General features: G+C 73.7%; 16 protein-coding genes. 12 read left to right on the top strand and 4 right to left on the bottom strand.

Features of this window, described 5'->3' with window-relative positions; all coding sequences use genetic code 11:
* Window positions 1-12: 12 nt before the first annotated feature.
* From AC3EN4_RS12200 to AC3EN4_RS12160, 9 genes are all read left to right on the top strand, one after another.
* On the top strand, window positions 13-1161 hold the full coding sequence (locus AC3EN4_RS12200; RefSeq protein WP_422739011.1) for an exonuclease SbcCD subunit D: 1149 nt from the start codon (window positions 13-15) through the stop codon (window positions 1159-1161).
* The gene (locus AC3EN4_RS12195) at window positions 1161-3635 is read left to right on the top strand and encodes an AAA family ATPase (protein ID WP_435206020.1); all 2475 of its coding nucleotides are present in this window, start codon (window positions 1161-1163) and stop codon (window positions 3633-3635) included. The genes AC3EN4_RS12200 and AC3EN4_RS12195 overlap by 1 nt, the downstream gene beginning before the upstream one ends.
* Window positions 3632-4591 carry a hypothetical protein gene (locus tag AC3EN4_RS12190; protein WP_435206019.1) on the top strand — a complete coding sequence of 320 codons (960 nt, stop codon included), beginning with the start codon at window positions 3632-3634 and terminating at the stop codon, window positions 4589-4591. Before AC3EN4_RS12195 ends, AC3EN4_RS12190 begins: the two co-directional genes overlap by 4 nt.
* A gap of 14 nt (window positions 4592-4605) precedes the next feature.
* On the top strand, window positions 4606-5463 hold the full coding sequence (locus tag AC3EN4_RS12185; RefSeq protein WP_435206018.1) for a spermidine synthase: 858 nt from the start codon (window positions 4606-4608) through the stop codon (window positions 5461-5463).
* A 135-nt stretch (window positions 5464-5598) separates the two neighbouring features.
* Window positions 5599-6291: a sigma-70 family RNA polymerase sigma factor gene (locus tag AC3EN4_RS12180; RefSeq protein WP_422739007.1), complete on the top strand. Its 693-nt coding sequence runs from the start codon at window positions 5599-5601 to the stop codon at window positions 6289-6291.
* The gene (locus AC3EN4_RS12175) at window positions 6288-7070 is read left to right on the top strand and encodes an anti-sigma factor family protein (protein ID WP_422739006.1); all 783 of its coding nucleotides are present in this window, start codon (window positions 6288-6290) and stop codon (window positions 7068-7070) included. The genes AC3EN4_RS12180 and AC3EN4_RS12175 overlap by 4 nt, the downstream gene beginning before the upstream one ends.
* Window positions 7071-7273: 203 nt before the next feature.
* Entirely contained in the window at window positions 7274-7924 is a 651-nt protein-coding gene (locus AC3EN4_RS12170) for a COG4315 family predicted lipoprotein (RefSeq protein ID WP_354863145.1), read from the top strand.
* Between the two features lie 127 nt (window positions 7925-8051).
* On the top strand, window positions 8052-8972 hold the full coding sequence (locus AC3EN4_RS12165) for a DNA-3-methyladenine glycosylase family protein (RefSeq protein WP_435206017.1): 921 nt from the start codon (window positions 8052-8054) through the stop codon (window positions 8970-8972).
* Window positions 8973-9045: 73 nt separating this feature from the next.
* On the top strand, window positions 9046-9537 hold the full coding sequence (locus tag AC3EN4_RS12160; protein ID WP_422739004.1) for a GNAT family N-acetyltransferase: 492 nt from the start codon (window positions 9046-9048) through the stop codon (window positions 9535-9537).
* On the opposite strand, the gene AC3EN4_RS12155 is transcribed toward AC3EN4_RS12160, so the two are convergent.
* Together AC3EN4_RS12155 and AC3EN4_RS12150 are read right to left on the bottom strand one after the other, a co-directional pair.
* Complete coding sequence (locus AC3EN4_RS12155) at window positions 9515-9934, bottom strand: SRPBCC family protein (RefSeq protein WP_435206016.1); 420 nt, start codon at window positions 9932-9934, stop codon at window positions 9515-9517. The two genes, AC3EN4_RS12160 and AC3EN4_RS12155, sit on opposite strands and share 23 nt — an antisense overlap.
* 134 nt (window positions 9935-10068) lie before the next feature.
* Window positions 10069-10281: a hypothetical protein gene (locus AC3EN4_RS12150; RefSeq protein ID WP_435206015.1), complete on the bottom strand. Its 213-nt coding sequence runs from the start codon at window positions 10279-10281 to the stop codon at window positions 10069-10071.
* 135 nt (window positions 10282-10416) lie between these two features.
* Here AC3EN4_RS12150 and AC3EN4_RS12145 point away from each other — a divergent pair, with 135 nt between their 5' ends.
* The 3 genes from AC3EN4_RS12145 to AC3EN4_RS12135 are packed head-to-tail and all read left to right on the top strand — an operon-like array spanning window position 10417 to window position 13636.
* A complete protein-coding gene (locus tag AC3EN4_RS12145) occupies window positions 10417-11532 on the top strand; it encodes an ATP-dependent DNA ligase (protein WP_435206013.1) in 1116 nt (371 codons plus the stop codon).
* 58 nt (window positions 11533-11590) lie between these two features.
* Window positions 11591-13162 carry an alpha/beta hydrolase gene (locus tag AC3EN4_RS12140; protein ID WP_435206041.1) on the top strand — a complete coding sequence of 524 codons (1572 nt, stop codon included), beginning with the start codon at window positions 11591-11593 and terminating at the stop codon, window positions 13160-13162.
* Window positions 13163-13183: 21 nt separating this feature from the next.
* Window positions 13184-13636 (top strand): GNAT family N-acetyltransferase, encoded by a 453-nt coding sequence (locus AC3EN4_RS12135; protein WP_435206012.1) that lies wholly within the window; start codon window positions 13184-13186, stop codon window positions 13634-13636.
* 505 nt (window positions 13637-14141) lie between these two features.
* Here AC3EN4_RS12135 and AC3EN4_RS12130 read toward each other — a convergent pair.
* Window positions 14142-14867 (bottom strand): ABC transporter ATP-binding protein, encoded by a 726-nt coding sequence (locus tag AC3EN4_RS12130; protein WP_435206040.1) that lies wholly within the window; start codon window positions 14865-14867, stop codon window positions 14142-14144.
* 11 nt (window positions 14868-14878) lie between these two features.
* Window positions 14879-15874, bottom strand: coding sequence for an ABC transporter ATP-binding protein (locus tag AC3EN4_RS12125; RefSeq protein ID WP_422738997.1), 996 nt, complete (start codon window positions 15872-15874; stop codon window positions 14879-14881).

The raw sequence follows: 15874 nt of genomic DNA, 5'->3' as shown, positions 1-15874 counted from the left end.
GCCGGTGCAACTGTGAAGATCCTGCACACCTCGGACTGGCACGTCGGCAAGGTGCTCAAGGGGCAGTCCCGGGCCGAGGAGCACAAGGCCGTACTGGCCGGGGTGATCGACATCGCCCGCGCCGAACAGCCGGATCTGGTGATCGTCGCCGGTGACCTCTACGACACGGCCGCGCCGACCTCGGAGGCGACCCGGCTGGTCACCCGGGCGCTGACCGCGCTGCGTCGTACCGGCGCGGACGTGGTCGCGATCGGCGGCAACCACGACAACGGGCCCGCGCTGGACGCGCTGCGCCCGTGGGCCGAGGCCGCGGGCATCACGCTGCGCGGCGGGGTACGCGAGAATCCGGCCGAGCACGTCATCGACGGCACCACGGCCGGTGGGGAGCGGTGGCAGCTCGCCGCGCTGCCGTTCCTGTCCCAGCGGTACGCCATCCGCGCGCTGGAGATGTACGAGCTGACCGCCGCCGAGGCCAACCAGACGTACGCCGACCACCTGGGTCGGGTGCTGGGCCGGCTCACCGAGGGCTTCACCGAGCCGGACCGGGTGCACCTGGTCACCGCCCACCTGACGGTGACCGGCGCGGCGGCGGGCGGCGGCGAGCGGGACGCGCACACGGTGCTCGGCTACGCGGTGCCGGCCACCGTCTTCCCGGCGACGGCGCATTACGTGGCGCTGGGCCACCTGCACCGGGCGCAGCGCGTCGAGGGCCCCTGCCCGGTGCGGTACAGCGGCAGTCCGCTCGCCGTCGACTTCGGCGAGCAGGAGAACGTGCCGTCGGTGACGATCGTCGAGGTGACCGCCAGCACGGCCGCGCGGGTGCGGGAGGTGCCGGTGACCGCGGCGAGCGCGCTGCGGACGGTCCGCGGCACCCTCGCGCAGCTCGCCGAGATCGAGACGCCGGACGCCTGGCTGCGGGTGTTCGTCCGGGAGCAGCCCCGCGCGGGCCTGCGCGAGGAGGTCCAGGAGCTGCTGCCCCGGGCGTTGGAGATCCGGATCGACCCGGAGCTGCTGGCGGCGCCGGGCAGCGGCACGAGGATCGCGCAGCGGTCCGGGCGTTCTCCCCGGGAGTTGTTCGGTGACTACCTGGACAGCCGGGGCCACGACGACGAGGGCGTGCGGGAGCTCTTCGACGAGCTCTTCGAGGAGGTCGATTCCTGATGCGACCGATGCGGCTGGACATGGCCGGGTTCACGGTCTTTCGGGACGAGACGACCGTCGACTTCACCGACGCCGACTTCTTCGCGCTGATCGGGCCCACCGGCTCGGGCAAGTCCACCGTGCTGGACGCCATCTGTTTCGCCCTCTACGGCACGGTGCCCCGCTGGGGTGGCGCGCGGGGGTTGGCCAACGCCCTCGCGCCGTCGGCGACCGAGGCCCGGGTCCGGCTGGTCTTCGAGTCCGCGGGTGCCCGCTACGTGGCGACCCGGGTGGTGCGCCGGGACGGCCGGGGCAACGTCAAGACCGCGAACGCCGGGTTGCAGGTGATGCCGGCCGGCTTCGACGTGACCAAGCTCGACACCGGGTTGAGCCCGGACGACCTGGGCGAGGTGATCGCCGGCACGCCCGCCGAGATGGAGCAGGCGGTCCTCGATGCGGTCGGGCTGCCGTACGAGCAGTTCACCAGCTGCGTGGTGCTGCCGCAGGGGCAGTTCGCCGATTTCCTGCACGCCAAGCCGGCCACCCGGCAGCAGATCCTGGTCAACCTGCTGGGTCTCGGTGTCTACGAGGACGTCCAGAAGAGGGCCACGGCCCGGGCGGCACAGGCGGAAGCCAAGCTGGACGCGGTCGACCAGGTGCTCGCCGGCCTGACCGGGGTGGACGACGAGGCGCTGGCCGAGGCCGACGCCCTGGTCGACCGGATGGTCGAATTGGCCGGCGCGGTGACCGGGGCCATGCCCGAGTTGGCGGCGGCCCGGGAGCGCGCGCGGGAGGCGTCGGCCGCCCTGACCGCGCTCGACGACGAGTTGGGCGTGCTGTCCGGGGTTCGTGCCCCGCGCGGGGTGGCCGAGGTGGCGCGCGCGGTGGCCGCGGCGCGGGCCGAGGCCGACGCGGCCGCCTCGGCGGTGTCGCTGGCCGAGGAGCGCGAGGAGAAGCTGCGCGGTGAGCTGGCCGGCGCCGGTGACGAGAGCGCGCTGCGGCTGCAACTGCGGGCGTACGACGATCGGGACCGGCTGACCGGCGAGGCCGAGACGGTCCGCGCGGCGGTGCGCGCGGCGGACGAGGAGCACGCGGCGGCGGTGGCGGCGCTGGCCGCCGCCCGCGCGGACGCCGAACGGGCGGACGCCGAGTTGGAGGCGGCCTTCCGGGCGCACGAGGAGGCGAAGGCCACCGACCTGGCGGTCGGTCTGCGGGCGCACCTGCATCCGGGCGAGTCCTGCCCGGTCTGCGAGCAGCCGGTGGCCCGGGTTCCGGCGGTCCCGGCGGATTCGGCGGTGGCCGCCGCGACGGCGGCTGGCAAGGCGGCGCGGGCCGCCACGAAGGCGGCCCAGGCGGTGGTGCAGCAGCGCGACGCCGCGGCACGGGAGCTGGAGCGGCTGCTGGTGCAGGCCCGGGCCCGCCAGGAGCAGGTGGACGCCCGGCTGGCCGAGGTGGCCGGTCAGCTCGCGGGCGCGGCCGAACCGGCGGTACTGCGCCGTGAGGTGGCCGAGCACGCCCGGCTGCGACACGCCCTGGACGAGGCGGCAGCCGCCGTGCGGGCGGGCCGGGACAGCGCCCGCCAGGCCCGCGCGGGTGTGGACGCCGCGCAGGAGCGGTTGCGGGCGACCTGGCAGGGCTTCGACAGCGCCCGCGACGGGCTGGCCCGGTTCGGTCCGCCGGCCGCCGACCGGGACGACGTGGCGGCCTCGTGGGCGGCGCTGACCGACTGGGCGACGGCCGAGGCGGAGCGCCGTCGGGCCGACCGGGCCGGCCGGGCGGCGGTGGTCGCCGAGGCCGAGGCGGCGACGGACGCGGTGCAGCGGCGGATCGCGGACATCTTCGCGGCGGCCGACGTGCCGGTCGGCGACGATCCGGTGCACGCCGCGACGGTGGCCGTCGAGCGGGCCGAGGCCGACCGACGTCGGCTGGCCGAGCGCCGCGAGCAGGCCGGCGCGTTGCGCGAGCAGCGGGCCGGGCACGAGCGCGAGGCGCAGGTGGCGCGGGCGCTCGCGGGGCACCTGCGGGCCAACAACTTCGAGCGGTGGCTGCTGGCGGAGGCGTTGGACCTGCTGGTCGACGGCGCGTCCGGGATCCTGCGGGAGCTGTCCTCGGGTCAGTACGAGCTGGTGCACGACAAGGGCGAGTTCTTCGTCGTCGACCACCACGACGCGGGGCTGCGCCGGGGCGTACGGACCCTCTCCGGTGGGGAGACGTTCCAGGCGTCGCTGGCGTTGGCGTTGGCGCTCTCCGAGCAGCTGGCCGGCATGTCGACCACCGCGGCGAGCCTGGAGTCGATCGTCCTGGACGAGGGCTTCGGCACGCTGGACGCGGCCACCCTGGACACCGTGGCCGCCACTTTGGAGAACCTGGCCGCCCGGGGTGACCGGATGGTCGGCGTGGTCACGCACGTCGCGGCGCTGGCCGAGCGGATCCCGGTCCGTTTCGAGGTACGCAAGGACGCCCGCTCGGCGCGCGTCGAACGGACCGGCCGGTGAGCGACGCGGCGTTCTTCGTCGACGCGTGGGACCCGTCGTACGGGGCGTCCTTCGAGGCGTCCGCCACCGGCCCGGCCACGCCGAGCAGCACGCAGGTCGAGGTCGACGTGGAGTTGCCGGCCGTCGACTGGCGGGCGATCGGCGTACGCGCCGACGTTCGGGCGCCGGACGTGGTGCTCCTGGTCGACGGGGTCCGCCGGGTCGACGCGAGCATCTGGACGGCGGAGGAGGACGGCGGGTCGTTCCCGGGGCTGGCGGCGTCGTACGCGGCCGGGGTGGTCCGCTGCGACCTGGGTCGGGGGGCGGCACAGTTGGCCGGCACGCAGGTGGGCCGGGGTCTGTTCACGGCGAGCCCGTCGGCGCGGGACGTGGTGGCCGGCGCGATCCGGTATCCGGTGCACCGGGTGGGTGGCACCGGCGAGTTGGCGAAGCTGCCGGCCGCGGTGCAGGGCCCGTTGACCGCGTTGGAGGTGGCGGTGTCCGACGCCGCCCGGGTCGACGGTGACCTGTTGGTGGTGGACGGTCCACTGCGCAGTCGCCACCATCTGCCGCGCACGCTCGGCTACATCAAGACCCAGCACAGCCAGTACCTGGACGCCCGGCTGACGGCGGTGGTGACCGGCCTGGCGCCGGGCGAGCGGTCACCGGTGTTCCGGTTGGGCACGCCCTGGGGTGGCTGGTCGTGGTATTTGCGGCTGCCGGTGGCCGTGGGCGCGCCGTGGGCCGGCATCGTCCGGGTGGAGTGCTCCACCGAACTGCCCGTGGAGGCGGCGATCGACCTGGCCGACCTGTCACTGGTCACGTTGCCCCGGTTCGCCTCGACGCCGTACAAGGACCCACGGGCGCCACAGAACCTCATCCCGATCGCCGGTCTGGAGCGCCGCCTGCGCGCGCTGCTCGGCGACTCCCGGCTGCTGCACCGCGCGTTGACCGCCGCGGCGCGCGTCGGTCGCTGAGCGGGCGGGTCGCAGTGGGGCGCAAACGAGCGGGTGACCGGGTGGTCGAGCAGGTGGACACCGGTCTGGCCGAGCTGGTGCCGTCCCCGGACCGGCCCGGCTCGTGGACGTTGCTGCTGGACGGCGCTCCGCAGTCGCACGTCGACCTGAGCGACCCCACGCACCTGGAGTTCGAGTACGTCCGACGGCTGGCCGCCGCGCTGGACCTGGTCGCGCCCCCGGGCGAGCCGCTGCGGGTGCTGCACCTGGGCGGCGGTGCGCTGACCCTGCCCCGGTACGTGTCGGCGACCCGGCCCGGCTCGACCCAGCGGGTGTCCGAGGTGGACGGCGCCCTGGTGGAGCTGGTGCGTCGGGTGCTGCCCTGGCCGGCGGACGCCCGGCTGCGGGTCCGCGTGCAGGACGCCCGGGCCGTGCTGGCCTCGACGCGGGACGCCAGCTACGACGTGGTGGTCGCCGACGTCTTCGCCGGCGCCCGCACCCCGGCGCACCTGACGTCGGTGGAGTACGCCGCCGAGGTGGCCCGGGTGCTCCGGCCGGCCGGCTGGATGCTGGCGAACCTGGCCGACGGCCCGCCACTGCGGTACGCGCGCAGCCAGGTCGCCACGGTGCGTTCGGTGCTCCCCCAGGCGTGCCTGGTCGGCGATGCGGGGGTGCTGCGCGGTCGCCGGTACGGCAATCTGGTGCTGGTCGCCGGGCGGACCACTCCCCCGGTGCCCGCGCTGACCCGGCGGGCGGCCGGCGACTGGTTTCCCGGCCGGGTGGTGGCCGGTGACGAGTTGGACCGCTTCGCCGGCGGTGCCGCGGTGGTACGCGACGCGGATGCCACCGGCTCGGATCCGCCACCGCCGGGGCTGTTCTCCGTCCGTCGCTGACCGGCCACAGGGGACCGCAGGCGGGTCGCCGGAAATTTTTTCGGGGTTCGTTGATCCGCTCGGCGCGCCGCTGCGTACCACCGGGCGGCCCGCCTTGTGGGGGCGGCGTTGGTCACGGACATCCCGGAGGTCTGCATGCATGCGGTGGCGGCCGGTTGGCATGGCGACGCGGTTCGCGCAGACTGGTTGTCCGCGCGCTCGTCGTCGAGGTCAACCTCGTCTGCCCGGGGGGTCGACGCCCGCGCCACGTCTCGCCAAAATGGTCCGGTGACGCCCCGACCGGCGCCCGGGCGCCACCAGGCGACGACAACCGAGGCCAGCCACTCCGACCAGTTGATCCGGCTGCTCTACGCCGAGCACGCCGGCCCGTTGCTGATGTTCGTCATGCGGCTCACCGGGGGGGACCGGCAGCGCGCGGAGGACATCGTCCAGGAGACGCTGCTGCGGGCCTGGCGCAACGCGCACCGCCTCGGTGCGCAGGGGCAGGGTTCGCTGCGGCCCTGGCTGGTCACCGTGGCGCGTCGGATCGCCATCGACGAGCACCGCAGCCAGGAGGCCCGGCCGCCGGAGACGTACGACCGGGACCTGACCGCGTTCGCCGAGGCGGACAGCACCGACCGGGTGCTGCGCACGATGACGGTGGCGGACGCGCTGCGTACGCTGAGTCAGTCGCACCGGGAGATCCTGATCTCGACGTACTTCCGGGGGCGGACGGTGCCGGAGGCGGCCGAGGAGTTGGGGCTTCCGTTGGGCACCGCCAAGTCGCGGGTCTACTACGCGCTGCGCGCGTTGCGCACGGCTCTGCAGGAGCGGGGGGTGACAGAATGAGCCGGCCAGACCATATGGACGTCGCCGCGTACGCGCTCGGCGTGCTCGACGAGCAGGACACCGAGCGGTTCGAGGAGCATCTCGCCGCGTGCTGGGCGTGCGCGGCCGAGTTGGAGACGATGGTGCCGGTGGTGGGCCTGCTCTCCGGCATCGACGGCGAGACGATGATGGCCCTGGAGCAGACCGCCACCGATCCGGCGCTGCTGGACCGGACATTGGTCGCGGTCCGGGCCGACCGGCGGCGGACCAGGTTTCGTCAGATGCTCGCGACCGCCGCGGCGGTGGTGGTCTTCGGCGGGTTGACGGGTTACGGCTTCGTGAGCGTGGCCGGCAACGAGGCGCCGGGGACTCTCGCGGAGCCGACGGCGACCGCCGGCGTCAACGACCCGCCGACGAGCGCGCCGACCGCGCCGCCGAGCGGCCCGGGTGTCGGCGGCACCGAGGAGGAGGGCGACCAGGTCGACGCCACCGATCCGACGACCGGCGTCCAGACGACCATGTTCCTCATCGAGCGGGAGTACGGCACCCGCATCAACTTCAGTCTGCGGAAACTGCCCGGCCCGCGTACCTGCCGACTGGTGGTGGTACGCAAGAACTCCACCACGGAGGTGATTTCGACCTGGTCGGTGCCGGACGGTGGCTACGGGACGAACAGCCGCCCGCAGGGTCTCGAACTGAGCGCGTCGACGTCCGCGTTGACGAGTGACATCAAGCAGCTCCAGGTGCAGTCGGTCGACCGTAACGGGGTGGCGAGTCCGCTGGTCACGGTGCCCATGTAGGGTCGCGTACCATCGTCGACGCCGGTCATTGCCAAATGGCCGGCGTCGATTCGTTTTTCTGCCTGAGCGTCCGTGTCGGGCGGTACGGATGATCGCCCGGTTCGGTTCAATCAAAACTCGTGAAATTGACCACTGTTACTTCTTCAACCTTGACAGCCCGCCCGCCGTACCTATGGGTGAACTGCCAAGAATGAGGAGGGCACGTGGCACAGATGAAGCGGACCGTCATCGTCGCGAGCGCGATGGTCGCACTAACGGCCTGCGCTCCCGCGGGTTACGACGGGGCGAACTCGAGCGCGGCCGAGCCGGTCGCCGTCGCCGCGGCCGAGCCCACCGCGTCGGCGGAGCCCGAGGCGTCGGCATCCGCGGAGGCGCCGGTCGCCGACGCGCCGCCGCCCGCGGACGTCGACCTGACCGAGCAGTTGATCGGCAAGAAGATCGCCCGGATGGGCAACGTCGTCACGGACCAGGACGGTTGGGTCCTGTACCGCTTCGACAAGGACACCGCCGACCCGCCCGCGTCGAACTGCGTCGACAAGTGCGCGCAGGTGTGGCCGCCGGCGCTGACCGACGGCAACCCCCAGCTCACCGGCCTCTCCGACGACAAGGTCGGCAGCGTCACCCGCCAGGACGGCACCCGTCAGCTCACCATCGGCGGCTGGCCGGTCTACCGGTACATCGGCGACAAGAAGCCCGGCCAGTGGAAGGGTCAGGCCGTCGGCGGCACCTGGTTCGTGGTCGACCAGAACGGCAAGAAGAACCTGACCTGCCTGCCCACCTCGACGCCGAAGGCCGTCGCGCCGCCGGCCGACAGCGGGTCCAGCGACGCGGGCGGCTCGGGCTACTCCTACTGATCCCGACACCGCCACGGCACGGTGGCCGGTCGCAGCCGCAGAGGGCGCGACCGGCCACCGCCGTACCCGGAGCATTCCGGCCGACGGCGGCGCCCGGCACCGTCGCGTGACCTGGCAGAGTGGCAGGGTGACCGAGACCGAACCCGCCGCGACCCGGGTGCTGCACCCGCCGGTCGGCTACCGGCTGGCCGCGTCGGTCCGCGCGCTGACCTTCAGCCCGTACGACCCGTGCGCGCGCTTCGCCGCCGGCACCTTCTGGTGGGCGACCCGCACCCCGCACGGTCCGGCCACCCTCGCGCTGCGGCCGGCGGGCGGTGACCTGCTCGCGGAGGGGTACGGCCCGGGCGCCGAACACGTGGTGGAGCGCGCCGACCGGATCGCCGGGCTGCACGACGACCTGACCGGCTTCGCCGAGCTGGCGGCGGCGCACCCGCTGGTCGCCCGGCTGGCCCGGGAGCACCGGGGGCTGCGCATGCCCACCACCGGGCAGGTCTTCCCCCGACTGCTGCGGGCGGTCTTCGAGCAGAAGGTCACCGGCAAGGAGGCGTACCGGGCGTACGCGGCCACCGTGCGGCACTTCCGCGAGCCGGCGCCCGGCCCGCTACAGCCGCTGCTGCTGCCGCCCGACGCGGCCGCGGTGGCCGCCACCCCGTACTGGGTGTTCCACCCGTTCGGCGTGGAGCAGCGCCGGGCCGACACGCTGCGCCGGGCCGCCGCGCTCGCCGACCGGCTGGAGCGGTGCGTCGACGCGACCGAGGCGACCCGCCGGCTGACCGCCATCGCGGGCATCGGCCCGTGGACCGCCGCCGAGGTGGTCCGGATCGCCTACGGCGACCCGGACGCGGTGAGCGTCGGCGACTTCCACATCCCGAACACGGTGGCCTGGGCGCTGGCCGGTGAGCCCCGGGGAGACGACGCGCGGATGCTGACCCTGCTGGAGCCGTTCCGAGGGCACCGGGGTCGGGTGTGTCTGCTGCTGGAGGCCGCCGGCATCCAGGCACCGAAGTACGGGCCGCGCGCCCCGATCCGCTCGTTCGCCCGGTTCTGAAACAGCTTCCCGGCCGCCGGGCAGCGGCCGGGCCGCCGGTCGGTGTCGACGGCGGCTGTGGTGTGCTGCCCCGATGAGCGTCGAGGCGACAATCGTCCCCGCCGGCGTCGCGGACGCCGGCGAGATCCTCACCGTGCAGCGTGCCGCGTACCTGAGCGAGGCGCAGCACTACGGCGAGCCGTTCCTGCCACCGCTGACCGAGACCCTGGACGAGGTCGCGGCCGTGCTGGCCGGCCCGACCATCGTGCTCGTCGCCCGGGCGGGGCACCGGCTGATCGGCTCGGTGCGTGCCCACCTGGTCGGCGACACCGCGCACGTCGGGCGCCTGTCGGTCGCTCCCGACCGGCAGGGCCACGGTGTCGGGGCACGGTTGCTCGCCGCGATCGAGGAGGCCTGCGCCGGCCGTGCCGCCCGCTTCACCCTCTTCACCGGGGCGGACAGCGCCCGCAACCTCACGCTGTACCAACGGCACGGCTACCGGATCGTGGCACACCGCCCGGATCCGAACGGCACGCCGTTGGCGGTGCTGGAGAAACCGGCCGTCACGGCTCGCAGCGACGCCTGAGCCCGTCGGCCTCCAGCCTGACGTAGCGGCGCAGCAGGCCGCCGTACAGCCGGCCGATCAGTCCGGCGAGCGGTCCGGACTGGTCGACGGCCACCTCGACCCGGGTACGTCCGTCGGGCAACGGCAGCACCCGGTGCTCGCCGCGGGTGCGCACGCCCGGGACGTCGGAGACCCAGGTGAATTCCCGCCCCTCGGTCAGCTCGACGACCCGCCACACCGCCGGGCGCAGCTTCGGCTGGGTCAGGCGGGCGGTCGCGCCGACCGCCAGGGGCCCCGGCTCACCCCGCTCGGCCCGGGTCACCGAGGCCGTCCACTCCGGCCACCGCTGGACGTCGACAAGCACCGCCCAGACCCGCTCGGCGTCCGCGTCGATCTCCGTGTCCGCTTCGAACCGCATCGCGTCCCCTTCCCCGGCGGCGCCGTCCGGCGCCGCCACCTGCTGCCGACGACGCTGCCCTGCGGAGGGTGACTGCGGCATCCACCGGCCGGTCCGATCATCGATCGGGCCGTGGATCCGCCGGCCGCGTCGTATCAGGCGGCTTCGCGCAGGTCGGCCAGGCTCAACGGGGTACGCCGACGCAGCAGCTCTTCCAGCTCGGGCACCGTGGCGACCTCGCCGAGCACGTCCCGGCCGCCACCGAACCGTTGCGGATATCGACGGGTGAGCCGGTAGCGGTAGCGACCCCGGATCAGCTCGACGCTCACCCGCCACCGCCCGCAGCAGTTACAGACCCACTCGGCCATCCCGCGAAACTAGCTCTGACCTGCGGTTATTTGATTCGCCCGGGCGGGACGAGGGGCGCACGGGCGGACACGCCGCCACCGCACCGGCGGTGATCTGCCTCACGACTGTCGGTGCGGTCTGATTGACTGGTCGCCGTGGACCTGCCGATCAACCCTCCGGTCGAGCCGATGCTGGCCAAGAGCGTCGCCAAGCTGCCCACCACACCCGGTGTGACGTACGAGCCCAAATGGGACGGGTTCCGGTGCATCGTGTTCCGGGACGGCGACGAGGTCGAGCTGGCCAGCCGGGGCGGCAAGTCGATGACCCGCTACTTCCCCGAGGTGGTCGAGCAGGCCCGCCGGCAGCTGCCCGAGCGGTGCGCGGTCGACGGCGAGCTGATCGTGATCCGGCGGGACGGGCCGTCCGGCCAGCCACGGCTGGACTTCGAGCTGCTGGCCCAGCGCATCCACCCGGCGGCGTCGCGGGTGAAGCTGCTGGCCGAGACCACGCCCGCCGATTTCGTCGCCTTCGACCTGCTGGCCCTCGGTGACGAGGCGCTGCTCGACCAGCCGTACCCGCGCCGCCGGGAACGCCTGGTCGAGGCGCTGGCCGACGTGCGCCCACCGGTGCACGTCACCCAGGTCACCACCGACCCGGAGACCGCACGTCGGTGGTTCGACGTCTTCGAGGGCGCGGGACTGGACGGCCTGATCGTCAAGCCGGCCGACCTGCCGTACGAGCCGGGCAAGCGGTTGATGTTCAAGGTCAAGCACGCCCGTACCGCGGACGCGGTGGTGGCGGGCTTCCGCTGGCACAAGTCCGGTCCGGTGGTGGGCTCGCTGCTGCTCGGCCTGTACGACGACGCGGGCGTCCTGCACCACGTCGGGGTGAGCGCGTCGTTCAGCATGGCCCGCCGCGCCGAACTGCTGGAGGAGCTGGCTCCCTACCGGGACACCGGCGGCGAGCACCCGTGGGTGCACGGCGACCACGAACGCGGTCAGCGCATTCCGGGCGGGGTGAGCCGGTGGACCGGCACGAAGAACCTGGAGTGGGAGCCGCTGCGCCCGGAGCTGGTCGTCGAGGTGGGTTACGACGCGATGGAGGGTGACCGCTTCCGGCACACCGCCCAGTTCGTCCGGTGGCGACCCGACCGCGATCCCCGCTCCTGCCGCTACGACCAGCTCGACCGTCCGATCCGTTTCGACGTGGACCAGGTGCTGCGCGGCGACCCGACGGTCACCCTGGATCGGGCCGCCAGCGGTCCGGCGTAGCCTGACCGTCGACCCGAGACCGGAGGATCACGTGAGCCGCACCGCCGACCACCCTCGGATGGCACCCGGTCGCCGGGTCCGTCACCGCCTCGTCGCGTTCGCCGTGGCCGCCCTGCTCACCGCCGGCTGCACACTGCCGGCGTTCGCGCCGCGCACCGAGGTGCAGGGGGAGGCGGCCCCGGCCGGCTCGTCGGCCACCTGGCGGCCCTGTCCCGAGGTGGCCGAGGATCTGGTGGGGCGGGGCGCACCGGACATGCGCTACGAGTGCGCGCGGATCGCCGTGCCCCGCGACTGGGGCACCGGCAGCGGGGCGACCACCGGGCCGGGCGTCGGCCAGACCTTCGAGATCGCGCTGCTGCGGGCCCGGTCCACCCGGCAACACGACCGCATCGGCTCGCTGGTGGTCAACCCCGGCGGTCCGGGCGGCTCCGGTGTGGACACCGCCGTCTACCTCTCGTTCGGCACCCAGTTCGGCGGACTGCCCACCTCGGTCACCGAGCGCTTCGACATCGTCGGCTTCGACCCGCGCGGTGTCTCCCGGTCCAGTCCGGTCAAGTGCATCTCCGACGCCGACCTGGACGCGAGCTTCGGCTACGACCCGGATCCGCAGAGCCAGGCGTCGTTCGACGGGTTCGCCGGGTTGAGCCAGCGAATCGGGCGGGGTTGCGGGGACCGTTACGGAGACCAGTTGCCGCTGTACGGCAGTGAGCAGGCCGCCCGGGACATGGACGCGGTCCGCGCCGCCGTCGGCGACGACAAGCTGACCTACCTGGGTTACTCCTACGGCACGCTGCTCGGCGCCATCTACGCCCAGCTCTACCCGCAGCGGGTACGCGCGCTGGTGCTCGACGGCGCGGTCGACCCGCAGCAGCGACTGGTCGCCGGCTCGGAGAGCCAGGCCCGCGGCTTCGAGCGCGCGTTCGACAACTTCACCCGCTGGTGCACCGCCAACGCCGCGCGCTGCCCGATCGCTCCGGACGCCCGCGCCGCCGTGACCTCGGCCATCGACAAGGCGAAGGTCTCCCCGGTGCGGGGCGACGACGGACGGGAGGCCACCGCGGGCTGGGTCTTCTACGCGGTGATCTCGTCTCTCTACACCGAATCGGGCTGGCAGGAGTTGGCGCGCGCCATCGACCGGCTGGCCGAGGGCGACCCGAAGGACGTGTTCCGGCTCGCCGACTCGTACGCCGGACGGGAGAGCGACGGGCACTACTCGAACCTCTTCGACGCCAACCTCGCCATCAACTGCGCCGACGAGACCGAGAAGCCGAGCCGGGAGCAGATCCGCCAGTTGCAGTCGCAGTGGCGCACGAAATACCCGCTGTTCGGCCCGGCGCTCGCCGTCGGCATGCTCAGCTGCGTCGAGTGGCCGGGCGGCCGGGACCCGTACCCGACCGGTCGGGCCAACGGCGCGCCGCCCATCGTGGTGGTCGGCACGACCGGCGACCCGGCGACTCCGTACGAGCAGACCGGCCGTCTCGCCTCGATGCTGGGGGTGGGCCGGGTGCTCACCTGGGAGGGCGAGGGGCATACCGCGTACCCGCAGACCTCCTGCATCACCCGGGCCGTCGACGCGTACCTGCTTGACCTCACCGTGCCCGCGCAAGGGCTACGCTGCCCGGCCAAGTGACGTTGTGCCAGGCTGACCGGCATGAGTGACATGATCTTCCGGGAGGCGGTCCGGGCGGACCTGCCCGCCGTCATCGCCCTGCTCGCCGACGACGTCCTGGGCAAGGCCCGTGACTTCACCCAGGTCGACGAGGCCTACGAACGGGCGTTCGCCGACATCAGCGCCGATTCGCGGAACTTCCTGATCGTCGCCGAGCAGGACGGCGAGCTGGTCGGCTGCCTCCAGATCACCTACATCCCGGGGCTGGGTCGGCACGGCGCCGAGCGCTCGCTGATCGAGTCGGTCCGGGTACGCTCCGACCGACGCGGCCAGGGCCTCGGCCGGGAGCTGATGGTCTGGGCGATCGACCAGGCCCGGCAGCGGGGCTGCGCCCTGGTCCAGCTCACCACCGACAAGTCGCGCGCCGACGCGCACCGCTTCTACCTGAACCTCGGCTTCAAGGCCAGCCACGAGGGCATGAAGCTCCCGCTCTGACCGGGCTTCCGCTCTTACCTGCCCGAGACGCCGGGCCGCCCGCCGCCCTGCCGGCCCGTCGGTAGCGCCGGCAGGGTGGCGGCCCCTGACGGGTGACCGGCGGCTCGGGTCCCAGGTTGCCACTGCACGCCCGGCGCGGCCCGCCGGGCCACCGACCGCATCGTCGACGCCCTGTCGAGCTGCCCCAGATCTGGGGCACGGCGAACCACGCCATCGGCCGGGCGCGAGGCCCGCCCACACCAACCGCTCACAACGGCACCCACCGGCACAGCACCCACTGGCACAGCACCCGCTGACCCAACCCCCGGACGGCACCGGCCCCCACCGAGCGCGCCCCGCATCTGGGGCAGCTCGACAGGAAGCGAACAGACTTGGTAGTCCTCCGTGACCGAGTTGACGGCCCCGCTCACAGGCGGCCGTCCGCGAGCCACCGGCCCTTGGCTGCCCACCAACCACAGGCCGCCGCCCACACAGGCCACCGGCCAGCGCGGGCGGCGGGCGCTGGTCAGCCGTCGACCAGGCGGCCGTCGCGCAGGACGAGGACCCGGTCGGCGAGGTCGATCAGAGCCGGGTCGTGCGTGGCGACCAGGGCCGTCATGCCCCGGGCGTGCACCACCGCGCGAAGCAGGTCCATGATGGACCGGCCCGTCTCGGAGTCGAGCTGACCGGTGGGTTCGTCGGCGATGAGCAGGTCGGGTTCATTGGCGAGCGCGCGGGCCACGGCGACCCGCTGCTGCTGGCCGCCGGAGAGCTCGTACGGACGCTGGGCCGCGTGCCCGCCCAGACCGACCAGCTCCAGCAGCACCGCGACGCGCTCCTCGCGCTCGGCTGCCGGGACCTGCGCCAACCGCAACGGCACGCCCACGTTCTCGGCGGCGGAGAGGATCGGCACCAGCCCGAAGGTCTGGAAGACGAACCCCACCGTGCCGCGGCGCAGCCGCAGCAGCTCGGCCTCCCCGGCCGAGCTGACGTCGTGCCCGGCCACCACGACCTGGCCGCTGTCCGGCCGGTCCAGCCCGCCAACCAGGTTCAGCAGCGTGGTCTTGCCGGCCCCGGAGCGACCCCGGATGGCGACCAGCTCACCGCGGTCGGCGGTGAACGAGACGTCCCGCACCGCCTGCACGGCGTGCTCACCACGGCCGAAGGTACGGCTCACCCCGCTGACCCGGACCACCTGGACGGGCGGCGCACCCGGCCCACCAACCGTCGATGCCGCTCCCGCGACCGCCATGTCCTGCTGGTTCACGCCCGTGCCTCCCGCTCCTCCGAGACCCGGTCACCGGGCCGTACCTGCACATGGTCGGGCTCCAGATCGAGCCGGACCCGCTCCTTCAGCGACAGCGCGTCGACGAACGCGGCCGGCAGTTGCATCCGGCCGTTGCGGTCCAGCACCGCGTACTCCTCGCTGACCAGTTCGGTATTGCCGTCGGCGCCGACCCGCGCGGTACGGCGTACCTCGGAAGCGGTTCGACCGTCGCGGATCGCGACGGTCCGGCGGACCTGCGTGGCGACGGCGTGGTCGTGGGTGACGACCACGATGGTCACGCCCAGCTCGGCGTTGATGGTGCGCAGCGCCTCGAAGACCTCGGCGCCGGTGGCCTCGTCCAGCTCACCGGTCGGCTCGTCGGCGAAGAGCACCTCCGGATCGTTGGCCACCGCCACCGCCACCGCGACCCGCTGCTGCTCGCCGCCGCTGAGCTGACCCGGCCGCCGGTCCGCGCCGTAGCCGACGCCGACCAGGTCGAGCAGTTCCCGTGCCCGTTCCCGGCGGGCCCGCCCGGAGCGCTTGCCGGCCAACTGCATCGGCAGTTCGACGTTCTCCACCGCGCTGAGGTACGGCAGCAGGTTACGGCCGGTCTGCTGCCAGACGAACCCGACCAGCTGCCGCCGGTAGCTCAGCCGGCGCTTCGCCGAGAGCGAGAGCAGGTCGTAGTCGGCCACCCGGGCGATGCCGGCGGTCGGCGTGTCCAGGCCGGAGAGGATGTTGAGCAGGGTCGACTTGCCCGAGCCGGACGCACCGACGATCGCCACCAGCTCACCACGGTCGATGACCAGGTCGAGCCCCTGGAGGGCGACCACCTCCACCCCTTCGGTCTTGAAGATGCGCACCAGGCCGTCACAGACGATGTGTCCCCGCAGGCGGTCCTGCCCACCGGCCCGCTCGGCGGCGCGTTGCGCGGCCCGCTGCTGCAGGGAAGCCAGGTCGGGCCCGGGGGCACTCTGGGCGGTAGCGGTCAT

Source organism: Micromonospora sp. bgisy143, assembly GCF_057708145.1.
Note: the sequence above shows the minus strand (reverse complement) of the source record. Positions and strands in the feature narration are given on the sequence as shown.